At 72.0% G+C, this 19,484-nt stretch carries 17 protein-coding genes; 3 read left to right on the top strand and 14 right to left on the bottom strand.

What is annotated here, in order from left to right; translation table 11 throughout:
- Positions 1-10 precede the first annotated feature (10 nt).
- A complete protein-coding gene (locus EV699_RS03415; protein WP_132538963.1) occupies positions 11-2,251 on the bottom strand; it encodes a YgiQ family radical SAM protein in 2,241 nt (746 codons plus the stop codon).
- Between the two features lie 144 nt (positions 2,252-2,395).
- Between EV699_RS03415 and EV699_RS03410 the strand changes: the two genes are divergently transcribed.
- Positions 2,396-3,589 (top strand): CaiB/BaiF CoA transferase family protein, encoded by a 1,194-nt coding sequence (locus EV699_RS03410; RefSeq protein ID WP_132538961.1) that lies wholly within the window; start codon positions 2,396-2,398, stop codon positions 3,587-3,589.
- 3 nt (positions 3,590-3,592) lie between these two features.
- On the opposite strand, the gene argC is transcribed toward EV699_RS03410, so the two are convergent.
- The 4 genes from argC to EV699_RS03390 form a co-directional block, all read right to left on the bottom strand.
- On the bottom strand, positions 3,593-4,552 hold the full coding sequence (argC, locus tag EV699_RS03405; protein WP_243662545.1) for an N-acetyl-gamma-glutamyl-phosphate reductase: 960 nt from the start codon (positions 4,550-4,552) through the stop codon (positions 3,593-3,595).
- A 100-nt stretch (positions 4,553-4,652) separates the two neighbouring features.
- Positions 4,653-5,489, bottom strand: a complete 837-nt coding sequence (locus tag EV699_RS03400) for an FTR1 family iron permease (protein WP_132539019.1) — start codon at positions 5,487-5,489, stop codon at positions 4,653-4,655.
- A 36-nt stretch (positions 5,490-5,525) separates the two neighbouring features.
- Positions 5,526-5,855 (bottom strand): cupredoxin domain-containing protein, encoded by a 330-nt coding sequence (locus tag EV699_RS03395; protein ID WP_132538956.1) that lies wholly within the window; start codon positions 5,853-5,855, stop codon positions 5,526-5,528.
- A gap of 170 nt (positions 5,856-6,025) precedes the next feature.
- Positions 6,026-7,618 (bottom strand): peptide chain release factor 3, encoded by a 1,593-nt coding sequence (locus EV699_RS03390; protein WP_132538954.1) that lies wholly within the window; start codon positions 7,616-7,618, stop codon positions 6,026-6,028.
- Between the two features lie 135 nt (positions 7,619-7,753).
- Here EV699_RS03390 and EV699_RS03385 point away from each other — a divergent pair, with 135 nt between their 5' ends.
- Positions 7,754-8,755, top strand: a complete 1,002-nt coding sequence (locus EV699_RS03385; RefSeq protein WP_132538952.1) for a serine hydrolase — start codon at positions 7,754-7,756, stop codon at positions 8,753-8,755.
- Positions 8,756-8,771: 16 nt separating this feature from the next.
- Here the strand turns inward: EV699_RS03385 and hutI are convergent, their stop codons facing one another.
- The 6 genes from hutI to hutU form a co-directional block, all read right to left on the bottom strand.
- Positions 8,772-10,025, bottom strand: a complete 1,254-nt coding sequence (gene hutI, locus EV699_RS03380; RefSeq protein ID WP_243662536.1) for an imidazolonepropionase — start codon at positions 10,023-10,025, stop codon at positions 8,772-8,774.
- On the bottom strand, positions 10,022-10,648 hold the full coding sequence (locus EV699_RS03375) for a HutD/Ves family protein (protein WP_132538948.1): 627 nt from the start codon (positions 10,646-10,648) through the stop codon (positions 10,022-10,024). The genes hutI and EV699_RS03375 overlap by 4 nt, the downstream gene beginning before the upstream one ends.
- Before the next feature lie 8 nt (positions 10,649-10,656).
- Positions 10,657-11,661 carry a formimidoylglutamase gene (gene hutG / locus EV699_RS03370; RefSeq protein ID WP_132538946.1) on the bottom strand — a complete coding sequence of 335 codons (1,005 nt, stop codon included), beginning with the start codon at positions 11,659-11,661 and terminating at the stop codon, positions 10,657-10,659.
- Positions 11,662-11,677: 16 nt separating this feature from the next.
- Entirely contained in the window at positions 11,678-13,222 is a 1,545-nt protein-coding gene (hutH, locus tag EV699_RS03365; RefSeq protein ID WP_132538944.1) for a histidine ammonia-lyase, read from the bottom strand.
- Positions 13,223-13,285: 63 nt separating this feature from the next.
- Positions 13,286-14,686 carry a purine-cytosine permease family protein gene (locus tag EV699_RS03360; protein WP_132538942.1) on the bottom strand — a complete coding sequence of 467 codons (1,401 nt, stop codon included), beginning with the start codon at positions 14,684-14,686 and terminating at the stop codon, positions 13,286-13,288.
- 56 nt (positions 14,687-14,742) lie between these two features.
- Positions 14,743-16,449, bottom strand: a complete 1,707-nt coding sequence (gene hutU / locus EV699_RS03355) for a urocanate hydratase (protein ID WP_132538940.1) — start codon at positions 16,447-16,449, stop codon at positions 14,743-14,745.
- 337 nt (positions 16,450-16,786) lie between these two features.
- Here hutU and hutC point away from each other — a divergent pair, with 337 nt between their 5' ends.
- Complete coding sequence (gene hutC / locus EV699_RS03350; RefSeq protein WP_132538938.1) at positions 16,787-17,560, top strand: histidine utilization repressor; 774 nt, start codon at positions 16,787-16,789, stop codon at positions 17,558-17,560.
- Between the two features lie 46 nt (positions 17,561-17,606).
- Here hutC and EV699_RS03345 read toward each other — a convergent pair whose 3' ends face one another.
- The 3 genes from EV699_RS03345 to EV699_RS03335 are packed head-to-tail and all read right to left on the bottom strand — an operon-like array spanning position 17,607 to position 19,484.
- Positions 17,607-18,221, bottom strand: coding sequence for a CoA pyrophosphatase (locus tag EV699_RS03345; protein WP_132538936.1), 615 nt, complete (start codon positions 18,219-18,221; stop codon positions 17,607-17,609).
- A 52-nt stretch (positions 18,222-18,273) separates the two neighbouring features.
- On the bottom strand, positions 18,274-19,071 hold the full coding sequence (locus tag EV699_RS03340) for a TatD family hydrolase (RefSeq protein ID WP_132538934.1): 798 nt from the start codon (positions 19,069-19,071) through the stop codon (positions 18,274-18,276).
- 53 nt (positions 19,072-19,124) lie between these two features.
- The gene (locus EV699_RS03335) at positions 19,125-19,484 is read right to left on the bottom strand and encodes a PilZ domain-containing protein (RefSeq protein WP_132538932.1); all 360 of its coding nucleotides are present in this window, start codon (positions 19,482-19,484) and stop codon (positions 19,125-19,127) included.

The following is a 19,484-nucleotide window of genomic DNA, read 5'->3' as shown; positions in this document are numbered from 1 at the left end:
GACGGGCGCCTCAAGGGCGCCGCCGCTTGTCGAATCCCCTGCCCGAGGCCGCGCTCCGCGCGGCCTCGTCGTTTCGGGCCCCGCCGCCGCGCGGCACGCGGGTGCCATCGGCCCGCGGCGGCAACCCGGTGTGCTGCGTCGTGAAGGGCTGCTGCGCCGGGCGCTTGCCGATGCCGCGCCGCCCCTCCCCGCCGCTGAGCCCGGTTCCCGCCGGCTGGAACGCGGGGACCAGGTGATGCTTGCCGTTGCCGATCAGGTCGGCGCGTCCCATGGCCTTGAGCGCCTCGCGCAGCATCGGCCAGTTTTCGGGATCGTGGTAGCGCAGGAAGGCCTTGTGCAGGCGCCGCTGCCGCAGTCCCTTCGGCGACACCACCGTCTCGCCCCCTTCGCGCTTGATGCCCTTCAGTGGATTGCGCCCGGAATGGTACATCGCCGTCGCCAGCGCCATCGGGCTCGGCAGGAAAGCCTGCACCTGGTCGGCGCGGAAGCCGTTGCGCTTGAGCCAGCGTGCGAGGTTCATCATGTCCTCGTCGCTGGTGCCGGGGTGTGCGGCGATGAAGTACGGGATCAGGTACTGCTCCTTGCCCGCCGCCTGCGAGAACTGCTCGAACATCGCCTTGAAGCGATCGTAACTGCCGATCCCCGGCTTCATCATCTTCGACAGCGGCCCGGCCTCGGTGTGCTCCGGGGCGATCTTCAGGTAGCCGCCGACGTGGTGGGTGACGAGCTCCTTCACGTAGGCGGGGTCGCGTACCGCGAGGTCGTAGCGCAGGCCCGAGGCGATCAGGATCTTCTTGATTCCCGGCAGGCTGCGCGCCTTGCGGTAGAGCTGCACCAGCGGCGCATGGTCGGTGTTCAGGTTCGAGCAGATGTCGGGCCACACGCACGAGAGCTTGCGGCAGCTGCGCTCGATCTCCGGCGACTTGCACGCCAGGCGGTACATGTTGGCGGTGGGGCCGCCGAGGTCCGAGATCACGCCGGTGAAGCCCGGGGTCTTGTCGCGGATGTCCTCGATCTCGCGCAGGATCGAATCCTCGGAGCGCGACTGGATGATGCGCCCCTCGTGCTCGGTAATCGAGCAGAACGTACAGCCACCGAAGCAGCCGCGCATGATGTTGACCGAGAAGCGGATCATCTCGTAGGCCGGAATGCGCGCGGCGCCGTAGGCGGGGTGCGGCACGCGCGCGTACGGCAGGTCGAAGACGCGGTCCATTTCCGCGGTGCCGAGCGGCAGCGGCGGCGGGTTCAGCCAGACGTCGCGGTCGCCGTGGCGCTGCACCAGGGCCCGCGCGTTGCCGGGGTTGGTTTCGAGGTGCAGCGCGCGCGAGGCGTGCGCGTACAGCACCGGGTCGTCGCGCACCTGCTCGAACGCCGGCAGGCGGATCACCGTGCGCTCGCGCGGGTGCCGGCCGCGGCGCTCGAAGCGCAGCGGCTGCCCGCCCGCCTCGCCGGACGGGCGCGGCGCGCAGGCGGCAGCGGCCGGTGTTTCCGCATAGGGGTTCGGCAGCGCCTCGACCGCTCCGGGCGTGTCGATCGTGCTCGAGTCGAGCTCCAGCCAGTCCTCGGGCAGGCCGCCGCTGCGCACGAAGGCGGTACCGCGGATGTCGGTCATCGCGCGCGGCTGCTCGCCGGCGGCGCTGCGGTGCGCGATCTCGACGATGGCGCGTTCGGCATTGCCGTACACCAGCAGGTCGGCCTTGCTGTCGATCAGCACCGAGCGGCGCACCTTGTCCGACCAGTAGTCGTAGTGCGCGATGCGTCGCAGGCTGGCCTCGATGCCGCCGATCACCACCGGCACCTCCGCATACGCCTCGCGGCAGCGCTGCGAATAGACGATCACCGCGCGGTCGGGGCGCCTGCCGCCGGCGTCGTCCGGCGTGTAGGCGTCGTTCGAGCGCACGCGCCGGTCGGCGGTGTAGCGGTTGACCATCGAGTCCATGTTGCCCGCCGCCACGCCGAAGAACAGGTTCGGCCGCCCCAGCGCACGGAAGGCCGCGGCCGAGGTCCAGTCGGGCTGCGCGATGATGCCGACGCGAAAGCCCTGGGCTTCGAGCACGCGCCCGATCACCGCCATGCCGAAGCTCGGGTGATCCACGTAGGCGTCGCCGGTGACGATGATGATGTCGCAGCTATCCCAGCCGAGCGCATCCATCTCCGCACGCGACATCGGCAGGAACGGCGCCGGTCCCAAGCGGTGCGCCCAGAACTTGCGGTGCGAGAACAGGTTGCGCGGAACGGGCAGGGTCGACATGGGGGGCGTTTGTCCGAGTGTAACGTTCGGGAATTATACGGACCGCGGCCCCGGCTTGTCCCGCGCGCCGCAGCCCGGCCGATTGACGCCCGCGCCGGCCCCCCACCAGAATCCGCGCGCCCGCCCGCCGCCGGACGCCCCGCCATGACCGCCGCTCCCCGCCCTCTCGAAGGCCTCCGTGTCCTGGAACTCGGACAACTGCTCGCCGGCCCGTTCGCGGGCACGCTGCTCGGTTACTTCGGCGCCGAGGTGATCAAGATCGAGCCGCCGGGCGGCGACCCGATCCGCCAGTGGCGCGTGCTGCGCGACGGCACCTCGCTGTGGTGGCGCAGCCTCGGACGCAACAAGCGCAGCGTGCGCCTCGACCTGCGCACCGCCGCCGGGCGCGACCTCGCCCGGCGGCTCGCGGCGCGCTGCGACGTGCTGATCGAGAACTTCAAGCCCGGCACCCTCGAACGCTGGGGCCTCGGCCCCGAGGTGCTGAAGGCCGACAACCCCGGCCTGGTGATCGCGCGCATCTCGGGCTACGGGCAGACCGGCCCCGCCGCCGACAAGGCCGGCTATGCGTCGGTCTGCGAGGGCTACGGCGGCCTGCGCTACGTCAACGGCGTGCCCGGCGAGCGCCCGGTGCGGCCCAACCTGAGCCTGGGTGACACGCTCGCCGGCCTGCACGCGGCCTTCGGCGTGCTGCTCGCGCTGCAGGCGCGCGGCAAGACCGGCCAGGGCCAGGTGGTCGACGTCGCGCTGTTCGAGGCCGTCTACAACCTGCTCGAAGGCGTGGTGCCGGAGTACGACGGCGCCGGCGTGGTGCGCGAGCCGTCGGGTTCGACGGTGACCGGGATCGTGCCGACCAACACCTACCGCTGTCGCGACGGCAAGTTCGTGATCATCGGCGGCAACGGCGACTCGATCTACAAGCGCCTGATGCACGCCGCCGCCCGCCCCGATCTCGCCGAAGACCCGCGGCTCGCCACCAACCCGGGCCGCGTCACGCACGAGGCCGAGATCGACGCCGCGCTGTCGGCGTGGACCGCGACGCTGACCTTGACCGAGGTGCTCGCCGCGCTCGATGCGGCCCAGGTGCCCGCCGGCCCGATCTACAGCGTCGCCGACATGTTCGCCGATCCGCACTACCACGCCCGCGGGCTGTTCGAGCGGGTGGAGATCGACGGCGCGCCGCTCAGCATCCCGGCGCTGCTGCCGAAGCTCGCGGCCACGCCGGGCGCCACCACGTGGCCGGGCGGCGCGGTCGGCAGCCACACCGAGCAGGTGCTCGGCGACTGGCTCGGGCTCGACGCCGCGGCGCTCGACGCGCTGCGCGCCGACGGCGTGATCTGAGCGTCAGTGCCGGCTGCCGAGGCCGGCCGCCTCGGGCAGGCCGCTGACCAGGTTCAGCGACTGGATCGCCGCCCCCGAGGCCCCCTTGCCGAGATTGTCGAGGCGCGCCACCAGCAGCGCCTGCCCCGCCCGGTCGTTGGCGAACACGAAGAGTTCGAGGTCGTTGGTGTCGTTGAGGGCGTCGGGGCGCAGGAAGGCGCCGCGCTCGAGCGCCTCGGCGCCGCCGAGCGGCATCACGTGCACGAAACGCGCGCCGGCGTAGTGCGCGCGGTAGACCTCGACCAGCCGCGCGCCGTCCACTGCGCCGGCCAGTTGCTCGTAGTGCAGCGGCACCGTCACCAGCATCCCCTGTGCGAAATGCCCGACCGCCGGGAAGAACAGCGGCGCGTGGTCGAGCCGGCTGTAGCGGCGCATCTCCGGCAGGTGCTTGTGGGCGAGCGTCAGCGCGTACATGCCGAAGGGCTCGGCCTGGCCGGACTCGTGGATCTCGATCAGCGCCTTGCCGCCGCCCGAGTAGCCCGAGACGCCGCTGACGGCGAGGCGCGTGTCGGCCGCCAGCAGGCCGGCGTCGCGCAGCGGCCGCAGCAGGGCGATCGCACCGGTCGGGTAGCAGCCGGGGTTGGCGATGCGCTTCGACGCGCTCAGCGTCTCCCGCTGCGCGGCCGACAGCTCCGGGAAACCGTAGGTCCAGCCCTCGGCCACGCGATGCGCGGTGCTGGCGTCGATCACCACGGTGCGCGGATTGTCGATCATCGCAACCGCCTCGACCGCCGCCTCGTCGGGCAGGCAGAGGATGACCACGTCGGCGGCGTTGAGCAGTTCGCGGCGGGCACCGGTGTCCTTGCGGCGCTCGGCCGGGATCGACAGCAGTTCGAGTTCGGGGCGGCCGGCCAGCCGGCTGCGGACCTGCAGCCCGGTGGTGCCGGCTTCGCCGTCGATGAAAATGCGGATGCTCATGGCCAGGGTCCTCTGCGCCGCCAGCGGGCGGAATCGGTCGGGACCCACAGGATACGGGAAGCCGGCGGCGGCCCGCGACCGCACCGCCGCCGGGCGCACGCCGCCCTCAGGTGCTGGCGACCTGCTGCGGCGGCCGCGGCGTGGCGCTGCGCAGCAGGCGACGCACCACCAGCCAGTAGAGCGCGTACAGCAGCAGCACCATCAGCGCCGGGTGGGCACGGTAGCCGGTCAGCGCCGCGACGATGCCGCCGACGCGGGTGCCGTCGTCGAGCAGCCGCGAGCTGTCCCACAGCGGGTCGACCAGCGCCGGCAGCCAGTCGAGCGCGATCAGCTTCTCCACCCCGGTCACCAGCAGCGAGCCGCCGAGCAGCAGCAGCAGCGCCTCGCTGACGCGGAAGAAGCCGCGCCACGACAGCACCCGCCCGCCCAACTGCAGCAGGTGGAAGGTGGCGAAGGCGAGACCGAAGCCGGCGAGCGCGGAGCCCGCGAACACCAGTTGGTCGACGCCGCGCTGCTGCAGGCCGAGGCCGAACAGGAAGATCACCGTCTCGCTGCCCTCGCGGGCGAGCGCCAGCGCGACCACCGAGACCATGCCCCACCAGTTGGCGGTCTCGAAGCTGTCGCGCATGTCGTGCTCGAGCTCGGACTTCAGCGTGCGGCCGTGGCGGCGCATCCACACCACCATCTGCACGATCAGCGCACAGGCGACCAGCACCATCGCGAGCTGGAACACGTCGCCGGCATTGCCGTCGAACCACTGCGCCGCGTACATCAGGGCCGCGCCCAGCAGGCACGCGAGGCCGATGCCCACACCCACGCCGAGCCACAACCAGCGCAGCCCGCGCGCCGCGTCCGGCTGGCGGCGCAGCCACGCGTAGAGGATGCCCACCACCAGCAGCGCCTCGACGCTCTCGCGCCAGACGATGAACAGCACGTCACCCATCATCGCGGTTGCCCTCACCCGTACCCGGCGCGGCGCTCAGTGCGCCACGATCTCGCCCTGCCCCGCCTTTTCGGTCTCGCGGAACTCGTTGACGAACTTGTACCCGCCCGGCTTCAGCGCCTGGAACTCCAGCGTCGTGCTGGCGCCGGCGGCGATGATCTTCTCCTTCTTCAGCGGCTTGCTCTCGAACTCGATGGGCGCCTTGCTGGCGTTGGTGACGTCGAGCCGGAAGCGCTGGCCGGCGGTGACCTCGAGCGTGCTCGGCTCGAAGCCCGCGTCGGTGACCGTGAGCTTGTACGCCGGCAGCTCGTCGGCCTGCGCCGCCACGGCCACGCAGGCGGCGGCGAAGGCGAAAATGCGGATCATGCGGGTGGACATCCGGCAAGCCTCTCTCGGTAGCGAAGACAGATGATAATTATTATCAACTCTGCCTTACAAGCCCGCCGTGGGCAAACCGTTGTGTCGCCCCGTGCGCAGGGCGGCGGAGCGGACGCGTGCCGGCCGGCCGCTCCCGCGCCGGCCGGCACGCGCCGGGTTCAGCGCGCGCCGTGCTCGCGCGTGGCGCTGAAGCGCACCTCGGGCCAGCGCTCCTGCGTGAGCTGCAGGTTGACCCGCGTCGGCGCGATGTAGACCAGCTCGCCGTGGTGGTCGAGCGCGAGGTTGTCGAAGCACTTGTTGCGGAATTCCTCGAAGCGCTTCGCGTCGGCGCAGCTCACCCAGCGCGCGGTGGTGACGTTGACGTTCTCGAACAGGCAGTCGGTGTTGTACTCGCTCTTCAGCCGGTAGGCGGCGACGTCGAACTGCAGCACGCCGACCGCGCCGAGGATCAGGTCGTTGGAGTTCAGCGGCTTGAACAGCTGGGTCGCACCTTCCTCGCAGAGCTGTTCGAGCCCCTTGACGAGCGCCTTGGTCTTCAGCGGGTCGCGCAGGCGCGCGCGGCGGAACAGCTCGGGGGCGAAGTCGGGCACGCCGGTGAAGGCGAGCGCCTCGCCTTCGGTGAAGGTGTCGCCGATGCGGATGGTGCCGTGGTTGTGCAGGCCGATGATGTCGCCGGGGTAGGCTTCGGCGACGTGCTCGCGCTCGGCCGCCATGAAGGTCAGCGCATCGCTGATCTTGACCTCGCGCCCCAGGCGCACGTGGCGCGCCTTCATGCCCGCGCGCCACACCCCCGAGCACACGCGCAGGAAGGCGATGCGGTCGCGGTGCTGCGGGTCCATGTTCGCCTGGATCTTGAACACGAAGCCGCTGAAGGCCTCCTCGTGCGGGGCGACCGCGCGCGCGTCGGCGGCGCGCGGGCGCGGCGGCGGGGCGTAGCGACAGAAGCCGTCGAGCATCTCCTGCACGCCGAAGTTGCTGATCGCCGAGCCGAAGTACACCGGCGTCTGGCGCCCGGCGAGGTAGTCGGCGTGATCGAAGGGATCGGCCGCGCCCTGCACGAGCTCGATCTCCTCGCGCAGGGCGTCGATCACGTCGGGGCCGAGGGCGGCGGCGGCCTCGTCGCTGCCGAGGCCGGCGATGATCGCGCCCTCGTTGATGCGCCCGTCCTTCGACGGCGCGTACAGGTGGATGAAGTCTTCGAGCAGGTGGTAGACGCCCTTCAGCTCGCGCCCCATGCCGATCGGCCAGGTGACCGGCGCGCAGCGGATCCGCAGCACCTTCTCGACCTCGTCGAGCAGTTCCAGCGGTTCGCGCCCCTCGCGGTCGAGCTTGTTGATGAAGGTCATGATCGGCGTGTCGCGCAGCCGGCACACGTCCATCAGCTTGATCGTGCGCTCCTCGACGCCCTTGGCGCAGTCGATCACCATCAGCGCCGAGTCCACCGCGGTCAGCGTGCGGTAGGTGTCCTCGGAGAAGTCCTCGTGGCCGGGGGTGTCGAGCAGGTTGACGATGCGGTTGCCGTAGGGGAACTGCATCACCGAACTGGTCACCGAGATGCCGCGCTGCTTTTCCAGTTCCATCCAGTCGCTGGTGGCGTGGCGCGCGGCCTTGCGGCCCTTGACCGTGCCGGCGAGCTGGATCGCGCCGCCGAACAGCAGCAGCTTCTCGGTGAGCGTGGTCTTGCCGGCGTCGGGGTGGGAGATGATGGCGAAGGTGCGCCGCCGGTTCATCTCCTGGAGGAATTCGCTCATGGCTCGTGGTCCGGTACTGCGCGGGAAAGCCGCGCAGTCTACAGGACGCCCCCGCGCGGCGGGCAGCCGGCTTGGCCGCCCGCCGCCGCTTGCGGCACACTCGCGCATCCACTCCCCGCCCGTTTCCGCACGCCGATGACCGACCTGCTGCGCCGTCGCCTCCTGCTCGCCCTGGTGGCGTTACCCGCCGCCGCACTGCCCGCCTTCGCCGCCCCGGCGAAGACGACGCCCCCGCGCGCCGCACCGCGGCCGAAGCCCGCGCCCAAGGTCGCCGCCGCCCCGGCGCCCGCGCGCCGCAAGGCCGCCGCGCCGCGCAAGGCCACGCCCCGCGCCGCGCCGCCGGCACCGCCGCCGCTGCTCAACGCCAAGGTGCAGGAGCGCCTCGGCGAGCTGCGCAGCGCCGGCCTGCTCGGCCTCGGCGAGACCAGCGCGTGGGTGGTGCACGACCTCACCTGGAACCGCACGCTGGTGGCGATCAACGCCTCCACCGGCATGCAGGCGGCGAGCATGATCAAGCCCTTCGTCGCCGCCGCGTACTTCATCCAGTCCGCCCGCGGCACGCCGGCGCTGCGCTATACCGTCGAGCGCCGCGCGCGGCTCGAAGACATGATCGTGCACAGCGACAACGACGCCACCAACGGCTTCATCCGACTGTGCGGCGGCCCGGCCGGCGTGCACGCCACGCTCAGGCGCTTCGCGCCCGACGTGTTCCGCCAGACCGCGGTGCTCGAGTACATCCCCGGCGGCGGGCGCACCTACCGCAACCGCGCCTCGGCGCTCGACTACGCGCGCTTCATGCAGGCGCTGTGGGCGCGCCGCTTCCCGAACGCCACCGAGCTGCTGCGGGTGATGAACATCCCCAACCGCGACCGCCTCTACGAAGGCGCCGACGGCGTCGCCCGCACCACCGAGGTCTACGACAAGACCGGCACCACCGCGCGCCTGTGCGGCGACATGGGCATCCTCGTCGCCCGCGGGCGCAGCGGCGGCGAATACCCCTACGCCTTCGCCGGCATCATCCAGCGCAGCTCCCTGGCGCCCGACTACGGGCACTTCATGCGCACCCGCGGCGACTGCATCCGCGCGGTGTCGAGCCTGGTCTACCAGGAGCTGAAGACGATCCACGGCCTGGTGTGAGCCGCCGCGCGCGCCCTCACGACAGGCCGTGCGGCGCGCGCGCCACCCCCGCCGACACCACCTGCCGGCACGGGTTGAGGCCGATGCCGTAGGCGAGTTCGCCCGGCCGGTCGATCGCCCACAGCGCGAAGTCGGCCGCCTTGCCGACTTCGAGCGTGCCGAGCTGGTCGGCGAGCCCGAGCGCCCGCGCGGCGTTGCGGGTGACGCCGGCGAGCGCCTCCAGCGGCGTCAGGCGGAACAGCGTGCAGGCCATGTTCATCGCCAGCAGCAGCGAGCCCAGCGGCGAGGTGCCGGGGTTGCAGTCGGTCGACACCGCCAGCGCCACGCCGGCCTCGCGCAGCGCCGGCAGCGGCGGCAGCCGGGTCTCGCGCAGGCAGTAGAACGCCCCCGGCAGCAGTACCGCCACGGTGCCGGCGGCGGCCATCGCGGCGATGCCGTCCGGCGACAGGTACTCCAGGTGGTCGGCCGACAGGCCGCGGTAGCGCGCCACCAGCGCCGCCCCGCCCTGGTCGGAGAGCTGCTCGGCGTGCAGCTTGACCGGCAGCCCGAGCCGCGCGGCAACGCCGAACACGCGCTCGGTCTGCGCCACGCTGAAGCCGATGCGCTCGCAGAAGGCATCGACCGCATCCACCAGCCCCTCGGCGGCGAGCGTCGGCAGCAGCTCGTCGCAGACGAGGTCGATGTAGGCGTCGGCGCGCCCGGTGAACTCCGGCGGCAGCGCGTGGGCGCCGAGGAAGGTCGTGCGCACGCGCAGCGGCAGCCGCTCGCCGAGCGTGCGCGCCACCTGCAGCATGCGCCGCTCGGTGGCGAGGTCGAGGCCGTAGCCCGACTTGATCTCGAGCGTGGTGACGCCTTCGGCGAGCAGGCCGGCCACCCGCGGCAGGCTGGCGGCGAGCAGCGCGTCGGCGCTGGCCGCGCGCGTGGCGCGCACCGTCGACACGATGCCGCCGCCGCGCCGCGCGATCTCCTCGTAGGGCACGCCGTTCAGGCGCGCCTCGAACTCGTCGCTGCGGTTGCCGCCGTAGACGATGTGGGTGTGGCAGTCGATCAGCCCCGGCGTCAGCCAGGCGCCGCCGCCGTCGTGCTCGACCGCGGCGCGCGCCCCGGCCGGCAGCGCGGCGCGCGGCCCCAGCCAGGCGATGCGCCCGTCGCGCACGGCGATCGCGGCGTCACGGATCTCGCCGTAGTCGCCGGGTGCGGCCAGCGTGGCGAGGTGGACATTGCGCCACAGGGTGTCCCAGGCCGGGACCGGCGGGTTCTGTTCAGTCACTGGCATGCTCCCGTTTGCATGAGGTGCGCGGCGTACAGGCACGCGGCGGGCGCCGCGTGCAGTTCGAGGGTTCGCCCCTGTGCTCCGGTTGCAGGGACGATCAGCGCCTCGCCGGCCGCGAGCGCCAGCGACGCGCCGCCGCCCCGGCAGCGGACGCTGCCGCCGGCGCAGTACAGCACCAGCAGCTCGCCCTCCGGTGCGAGCTCGGCGCGCCCCTGCACGTGCAGGCACTGCAGGCGATGCGCCCAGCGCCCGCGCCGGGTCATCACGTTGAAATCGGTCAGCGGCCCGGCGTCGGGGTCCGCCAGCTCGGCCGTCACCGCCTGCTCGCCGGCGAAGACGAACGGCGGGTCCGCCGGCGTGAGCCGCACGCTCAGCGGCCCCGCCCCCTCGTCGACCGGCGCCACGTGCAGCAGCAAGGCCCCACCGTCGATCACGGCGAGCGAGCGGTCGACGCCGGGGAAGGGCGAGAACGGCCCCGCCGCCGACACCTGCGCGCTGCTGATGCGCCAGTCGAAGTCGGCCAGGTCCGCGCCCGGCGGGGCGATCGCCAGCTCGACGGTCTCGCCGCCGCCGTTCTTCCACGGCATGCGGCGATAGTCGGCGGGGCCCAGCCTGCGCATCGCCGGGCTCACGCGGCCGGCCGCACGGCGGCCACGCCGTCGGCCACCCGCGCCACCAGCCGCGCGGCCACCCGCGCGGTGTGGGCGTCGATGTCGAAGCGCGGGTTCAGCTCGGCCACGTCGGCCAGGCGCAGCTTGCCCGAGGCGACCACGGCGTCGATCAGCGGCTCGATCACCTCCAGCCCCACGCCGCGCGCGGCCGGCGCGCTCACGCCGGGCGCCACCGCGGCCGGCAGCACGTCGAGGCAGATCGTCAGGTAGACGTGGTCGACGCCGTCGAGGAAGGCGCCGAGCGTCGCCAGCGTGGCCTCGCGCTGGGCGAGGTCCATGTCGACGTCGCGCCGCCACACCGTGCCGAGCTGCCGCGCGCGCTCGAACAGCGCCTCGGTGTTGGCGTAGTCGCTGACGCCGAGGCAGCAGTAGTGGAACGGCCAGCCGCGCGCCGCGCAGTCCTCGGCGATCTGCCGGAACGGCGTGCCGGAGCTCGCGCGCGCCGCCAGGCGCAGGTCGAAGTGCGCGTCGAGGTTGACGATGCCGATGCGCGGCGCGCGCCCCGGCGCGTGCTGCGCCAGGTGCCGCGCCAGGCCGCCGAAGGAGCCGAAGGCGATCTCGTGGCCGCCGCCGAGCCCGAGCGGGAACAGCCCGCGCCCGAGCAGCCCGGCGAGCGCCTCCGCCAGCTCGGCCTGCGCGACCTCCAGCGCGGTGTCGTCGGCGGCGTGCGGATCGGCCGATGCGCACACCACGTCACCGGCATCGACCAGCGACTCGGTGCGGCGCACCGGCAGGTTGCCGAGCAGCGCGCGGATCGCCGCCGGGCCCGCGCTGGCGCCGGTGCGGCCGTGGTTGCGCGCCACCCCGGCATCGCAGGCGAAGCCGATCAGCGCCACGCCGCCGGCGTCGCCGGCATCGGGCGCGTCGAGCGCGCGCACCACCTGGTGCCAGCGCCGTCCGCGCGCGCCCTCCTCGGCATCGACGCGGCCCTGCCAGTCGTTCATGTCGGCCATCCGTCGCATCGCCGCAGCCCCCCCGTCACGCCGCCCAGACGGGCTCGAACAGCGCGCGGCAGGCCGCACCGGGCGCGCCCTGCAGCACCAGCCGGCGCGCCGCCTCGATGTCCGGCGCGAACAGCCGGTCGGCGTCATAGAACGGCACCTCGGCGCGCAGGCTCGCCAGCACCGCCTGCAGCCGCGGCGAGGTCGCCAGCGGACGGTGGAACTCGGTCCCCTGCGCCGCCGCCAGCCATTCGATGCCGACGATCGTCGCGGTGTTCAGCGCCATCTCGTGCAGGCGCCGGGCGCCGAAGGTCGCCATGCTGACGTGGTCCTCCTGGTTGGCCGAGGTCGGCAGGCTGTCGACGCTCGCCGGGTGCGCCAGCGACTTGTTCTCCGAGGCGAGCGCCGCCGCGGTGACGTGCGCGATCATGAAGCCGGAGTTGATCCCCGCCTCGCCGACCAGGAACGGCGGCAGCCCCGACAGCGAGGCGTCGATCAGCAGCGCGATGCGCCGCTCCGACAGCGCGCCGATCTCGGCGATGGCGAGCGCCAGCATGTCGGCGGCGAAGGCGACCGGCTCGGCGTGGAAGTTGCCGCCGGAGATCACGTCGCCGGCATCGGCGTAGACCAGCGGGTTGTCGGTCACCGCGTTGGCCTCGATCAGCAGCGTGCGCGCGGCCTGGTCGATCAGGTCGCGGCAGGCGCCCATCACCTGCGGCTGGCAGCGCAGGCTGTACGGGTCCTGCACGCGCTCGTCGTTGGCCAGGTGCGAGCGGCGGATCGCGCTGCCGGCGAGCAGTTCGCGGTACACCGCGGCCAGCGCGATCTGCCCCGGCTGGCCGCGCACCGCGTGCACGCGCGGGTCGAACGGCGCGTCGCTGCCCTTGGCGGCATCGACCGCCAGCGCGCCGACCGCCACGCCGGCCTCGAGCAGGCGCTCGGCCATGAACAGGCCGTGCAGTGCCAGCGCGGTCGACACCTGCGTGCCGTTGATCAGCGCGAGTCCTTCCTTGGCGGCGAGCGCCACCGGGGCGATGCCGGCCGCGGCGAGCGCCTCGGCCGCCGGCTGCACGCGGCCCTGCACGCGCACCTCGCCCTCGCCGAGCAGCGCGAGCGTCATGTGCGCGAGCGGCGCGAGGTCGCCCGAGGCGCCCACCGAACCCTTGGCCGGGATGCACGGCATGATGCCGGCGTTGTACAGCGCGATCAGGGTGTCGATGATCAGCGGCCGCGCGCCCGAGTGGCCGCGCGCCAGGCTGCCGATCTTCAGCGCCAGGATCAGCCGCACCACGGCGTCGTCGATCAGCTCGCCGGTGCCGACCGAGTGCGACAGGATCAGGTTGCGCTGCAGCAGTTCGAGCTGGTGGTCGGGGATGCGCGTCTTCGCCAGCTTGCCGAAGCCGGTGTTGATGCCGTAGGCGGCGTCGCCCTTGGCGACGATGCGTGCGATCGTCGCCGCGGCGGCCTCGATCGCCGGGTAGGCCGACGGCGCCAGCGCGAGCGCCGGTGCCTGCGCCCAGATGCGGCGCAGTTCGGCCAGGCTCAGGTGTCCGGGTTCCAGGGTCAGTCGTGCGTGGGTCATGGTCGTTCTCTTCCAGTGGTGTGCCGGGCGCTGCGGCGCCCGGTCCGGCCCGGCGGTCGCCGCTCAGGCGCCCGCCGGGGCCTCGGTCGGATAAATCGTCCGCGCCGGGACGTTCGCGGTCCTGCTGCCCCAGGCGTAGTACAGGCCCCCGGTCACCAGCAGGCCGATGATCCAGGAGATGTCGGCGCCGCCCAGCATCTTGGTCAGCGGGCCGGTGTACAGGTGCTGGGCGAGGAACGGGATCTGCACCACGGTGCCGGCCGCGTAGCAGCTCAGCGCGGTCACGTTCCAGCGCCCGTAGCGCCCGTTCGGGTCGTACAGCGCCGGGATGTCGATGCGCTCCTTCGAGATCAGGTAGTAGTCGACCAGGTTGATCGCGCTCCACGGCGTGAACGCCATCAGCAGCAGCAGCACGAAGTCGCGGAACTTGGCCAGGAAGTCGGCCGAGGCCAGCAGCGCGATCAGCACCGAGGCGGCGATGAAGGCGAAGATGAACGCCGCCCGTGCCGCCGACGACACCCGGTAGCCGCGGGTGACCGCCGTCACCGTGGTCAGCAGGGTCATGAAGCCGCCGTAGGCATTGAGGCAGTTCACCGCCAGCTTGCCGGTGACGATCACCATGTAGATGAGGATCGCCACGGCACCGCCGCCGGCCAGATCGCCGATGAAGGTCACCTGCGACTTCAGGAAGGCCGGCCCGGACACCGCGGCGACCAGTGCGCCGATCGTCATCGACCACTGCGAGCCGATCACGCTGCCGAAGAAGGTGTAGAGGAAGGTGCTGCGCTCCCTGGTGTGCTGGGGCAGGTAGCGCGAGTAGTCGGCGACGTAGGGGCCGAAGGTCAGCTGCCAGCCCGCGCCGAGGGCGATCGCGAGCAGGAACGTGCCGAGCTCGAACGGCTTGGCGCCGAGCAGGGCCGGCACGTCGTAGCTGCTGAACAGGCGGATGCCGAGATAGGCGAAGCCGATCGAGCCGACCACGCTGGAGAGGCGCCCCAGCGTGTGGATCAGGCGGTAGCCGACGGTGGCGACCAGCATCGTCAGCGCGCCGAAGATCAGGATGCCGAGCGCGCTGCCATCGGTGCCGATGATCCGGTTGATCGCCTGGCCGGACAGTACGGTGCCGGTGGCGGCGAAGCCGAGGTACATCAGGATCACCAGCAGCAGCGGCAGGCAGGCGCCGTAGACGCCGAACTGGGCGCGGCTGGAGATCATCTGCGGGATACCCATGCCCGGCCCCTGCGCCGAGTGCAGGGCCATGACGATGCCGCCGGCGACGTTGCCGATCAGCAGGCCGATGATCGCCCACAGCGGGTCGGCGCCGAACACGACCGCGAGCGCGCCGTCGACGATCGCGGTGATCTGCAGGTTGGCGCCGAACCACAGCGTGAACTGCCCGAAGGGTGTGCCATGCCGCTCGGCGTGAGGAATGAACTCGATCGTGCGTCGTTCGAGAACAGCCATCGGAATCTCCTTGCGCCGGCCGCGGCCGGCGCAATGTCGTGCGGGGTGGAGATGGATCAGCCCTTGGCCAGCATCGGCAGCTTCAGGCCCTGCTGCCGGGCGGTGGCGATGGCGCGCTCGTAGCCGGCGTCGGCATGGCGCATCACGCCCGAACCGCAGTCGTTGACCAGCACGCGGGCCAGACGCCGGGCGGCCGCCTCGGTGCCGTCGGCGACGATCACCATGCCGGCGTGCTGCGAGTAGCCCATGCCGACGCCGCCGCCGTGGTGCAGGCTGACCCAGGTGGCGCCACCGGCGGTGTTCAGCAGCGCGTTCAGCAGCGGCCAGTCCGACACCGCGTCGGTGCCGTCCTGCATCGCTTCGGTCTCGCGGTTCGGGCTCGCCACCGAGCCGGTGTCGAGGTGGTCGCGGCCGATCACGATCGGCGCCTTCAGCTCGCCGTTCCTGACCATCTCGTTGAACGCGAGCCCGGCCTTGTCGCGCTCGCCGAGGCCGAGCCAGCAGATGCGCGCCGGCAGGCCCTGGAAGGCGATGCGCTCGCGCGCCATGTCGAGCCAGCGGTGCACGTGGCGGTTCTCGGGGAACAGCTCCTTGATCTTGGCGTCGGTCTTGTAGATGTCCTCGGGGTCACCCGACAGCGCAGCCCAGCGGAACGGCCCCTTGCCCTCGCAGAACAGCGGGCGGATGTACGCCGGCACGAAGCCGGGGAAGGCGAAGGCGTCCTTCACGCCCATGTCGTGGGCGACCTGGCGGATGTTGTTGCCGTAGTCGACGGTCGGGATGCCCATCGCCTGGAAGTCGAGCATCGCCTGCACGTGCACCGCGCACGAGCGCGCGGCGGCGTCGGTGAGCCTGGCGTGCTGCTCGGCGTCGCGCTGCGCGGCCTTCCACTGCGCCACGCTCCAGCCGATCGGCAGGTAGCCGTGGACCAGGTCGTGCGCCGAGGTCTGGTCGGTGACCAGGTCGGGCCTGATGCCGCCGGCGCGCGCGCGCCGTACCAGCTCCGGCAGGATCTCGGCGGCGTTGCCGAGCAGGCCGATCGACACCGCCTTCTTCTCGGCGGTGTACTTGGCGATGCGCGCCAGCGCGTCGTCGAGGTCGCTGGCCTGCTCGTCGAGGTAACGCGAGCGCAGGCGGAAATCGATGCTCGACTGCTGGCACTCGATGTTCAGCGAGCTCGCCCCGGCGAAGGTCGCCGCCAGCGGCTGCGCACCGCCCATGCCACCGAGGCCGGCGGTGAGGATCCAGCGCCCGGCCATGTCACCGTCGTAGTGCTGGCGGCCGGCCTCGACGAAGGTCTCGTAGGTGCCCTGCACGATGCCCTGGCTGCCGATGTAGATCCACGAGCCCGCGGTCATCTGCCCGTACATGAACAGGCCCTTGCGGTCGAGCTCGTTGAAGTGCTCCCAGTTCGCCCACTTCGGCACCAGGTTGGAGTTGGCGATCAGCACGCGCGGCGCATCGGCGTGGGTCTTGAACACGCCGACCGGCTTGCCCGACTGCACCAGCAGCGACTCGTCGTCCTCCAGCTCGCGCAGGGTGGCGAGGATGCGGTCGAAGCACTCCCAGTTGCGCGCGGCACGGCCGATGCCGCCGTAGACGACGAGGTGCTGCGGGTTCTCGGCCACGTCGGGGTCGAGGTTGTTCTGCAGCATCCGGTACGCGGCCTCGGTGAGCCAGCTCTTGCAGTGGAGCTGGCTGCCGTGCGGGGCGCGGATCACGCGGGTGGCATCGAAGCGGGGATCCTGGTCGGCGGTGCTCATGGGGTTTCTCTTCTCTCGCGGTGGTCGGTGGTTCGGTCGGCGTCGGGTCGATCCGTGACGGGATCACGGCCCGCGCTACATGCCGGGTCCGGACTCGCGGCGGCGCCGCTACGAGGGCTGCTCGTGCGGCGCAGGGGCCCGCTCCTGCCCGTGGGTACGGCCGCCGCAGGGGTGTCCGGCGCGGCCGCTCCGGCTGTGGAGCTTTTATATCAGCACCAAGTTGTCTATGCAACTTACAAATTAACAGTTATATTTGTCTATACATTAATGTGGTTCTCGGGCTCCGCATCCGCGGGCACAATGGCGCCCACGGTGCGTGACGACGAGGAGGGCACAGGTGGACAGGCACAACGGGAGCGACAGCGGCAAGCCCGCGAGCGCGGCGGCAGCAGCCGACGGCGGTCGCGGCGCGGGCACGGCAACGCCCGCGTACCAGCGCATCAAGGACTACATCCTGAGCCAGGTGCAGAGCGGCCACTGGCGGGAAGGCGACGCGATCCCGGCCGAGCAGGCGCTGGCCAAGACCTTCGGCGTGTCACGGATGACGGTGAACCGCGCGCTGAGCGAGCTCGCGAGCGAGCAGGTGCTGATCCGCGTGCAGGGCTCGGGCACCTTCGTCGCGCAGCAGAAGTTCGAGGCGACGCTGGTCGACATCCGCAGCATCGCCGAGGAGATCCGCGCCCGCGGCCACGCCCACCGCAGCGAGCTGCACCGTCTGGAGCGTGGCAAGGCGCGCGAGCCGCTCGCCGGGCAGTTCGGCGTGCCCGTCGGTGCCGCGCTGTTCCATTCGGTGATCGTGCACTTCGAGAACGACCTGCCGATCCAGGTCGAGGACCGCTGGGTCAACCCGGAGCAGGCCCCCGACTACATGCAGCTCGACTTCACCCGCATGACCGCCAACGAGTACCTGATGCGCGCCGCCCCGCTGCAGGGCGTGCGCTACCGCATCGAGGCGCTGCTGCCGCCGCGCGAGATCGCCGACATGCTGCACATTCCGCCGCAGGAGCCGTGCCTGGTGCTGCACCGCCAGACGCTGTCGCAGGGCCGGGTCGCCTCGATCGCCACGCTGTGGCATCCGGGCAGCCGCTACCAGTTCGCCGGCGGGTACTAGCCGCCGCGACGGGGGGAAGGAAGGGAGGGAGGACGGGCGCCGCCGGTCAGTCGGCGAGCTTGCGGGCCAGGTTGACCAGCATCGCCGCGGTCGCGCCCCAGATGTAGCGGTTTTCGAACGGCAGCACGTAGAACTGGCGCGCCCGGCCGTCGACCAGCCGGCTGCCGCGCGTGTGGTTGCGCGGATCGAGCACGAAGTCGAGCGGCACCTCGAAGGCCTCGGCCACCTCGAAGGGGTCGAGCGCCAGCGCGAACGGCGGCGTGATGAACGCCACCACCGGCGTCACCAGGAAGCCGGTCACCGTCTGGTAGAGGTCGAGGTAGCCGACCACCTCGACGTGCCGGCGCGCGAGCCCGATCTCCTCCTCGGCCTCGCGCAGCGCCGTCTCGATCGCATTGCCGTCGGCACGCTCGCTGCGCCCGCCCGGGAAGCTCACCTGCCCCGGGTGGTGCGCGAGGTGGTCGGTGCGCTGCGTCAGCAGCACGGTCGGCCCGGCGGGGCGCACCACCAGCGGCACCAGCACCGCGGCCGGCATCAGCGGCCCCGCGGCGGGCGGCAGGCCGGCGACGGCGTGGTCGCCGGTCAGGGCGCGGGGGTCCGGCACCTCGAGCACGCGGCGGCGGATGTGGGTGAGCAGGTCGGTCGGGCGTTCGCGGTTCATGACGCTAGTGTGACGGTGACGCTGCTCCGACAAGCGCAGGTGTCACCTTGTTTCACAGCACCGCGCCCGCGACCGGCACGGCGTCGCGGAACAGGCGGAAGAAGTTGGCGGTGGTCGTCGCCGCCACCTGCTCGAAGCTCTCCTCGCGCAGTTTGGCGACGAACGTCGCGACCTCGCGCACCCAGGCCGGGTGGTTGGACTTGCCGCGGTGCGGCACCGGCGCCAGGTAGGGCGAGTCGGTCTCGACCAGCAGGCGCTCGGCGGGCAGGCGGCGCGCGGCCTCCTGGATCTGCACCGCGTTGCGGAAGGTGACGATGCCCGAGAACGAGATGTGGAAGTTCAGGTCCACCGCGCGCGCCGCCATGTCCCAGTCTTCGGTGAAGCAGTGCAGCACGCCGCCGACCTCGGCCGCGCCCTCCTCGCGCAGGATGCGCAGGGTGTCCTCGCGGGCCTCGCGGGTGTGCACGATCAGCGGCTTGCCGGCCTCGCGGGCGGCGCGCACGTGGATGCGGAACCAATCGCGCTGCAGCGCCGCCGAGTCGGCGCCGTAGTGGTAGTCGAGCCCGGTTTCGCCGATCGCGACCACGCGCGGCCGCGCGGCCAGCGCCACCAGTTCGGCGACGGTGGGTTCGCGCCCCGCCTGCTCGCTCGGGTGCACACCCACCGATACCGACACCTGCGGGAACGGCGCCACTTGCTCGACCATCGCCGGCCAGTGTTCGAGGTCGATGGCCACGCACAGGCAGTGGCTGACGCCGGCAGCCGCGGCCGCGGCGAGCACGGCTTCGAGGCTGCCGCCGAACGCGTCGAGGCGGACGCGATCCAGATGGCAGTGTGAATCGACGAGCATGGTACGGACTTCCGGGCCGCCGGCGGCGGCCGTGCTGGGGGTCGGCTGCAACGCTACAGCGTGTGCGTGGGACGCTCGGACTGCTGCATGCCGGCCAGGTAGGTATCGATCTTCTTCAGCACCGTGGCGCTCTCCATGCCGGTGAACTGCACGCCGATGCCGGCCGGCCGCGCGCCGATCGAGGTCTTCGGCGTCAGCCACACCACGCGCCCGGTGACCGGGTAGCGCTGCGGCTCGTCCATCAGCGTGACCAGCAGGAACACCTCGTCGCCGAGCTCGAAGGGCTTCTCGGTGGCGATGAACAGGCCGCCGTTCTTCAGGAAGGGCATGAAGGCCTGGAACAACGCGTTCTTGTCGCGGATCGCGACCGACATCACGCCCTGCTTGGCCGCCTTCGCGGACGGTTCCAGCAT

The organism is Plasticicumulans lactativorans (genome assembly GCF_004341245.1).
GTDB lineage: Bacteria > Pseudomonadota > Gammaproteobacteria > Competibacterales > Competibacteraceae > Plasticicumulans_A > Plasticicumulans_A lactativorans.
Note: the sequence above shows the minus strand (reverse complement) of the source record. Positions and strands in the feature narration are given on the sequence as shown.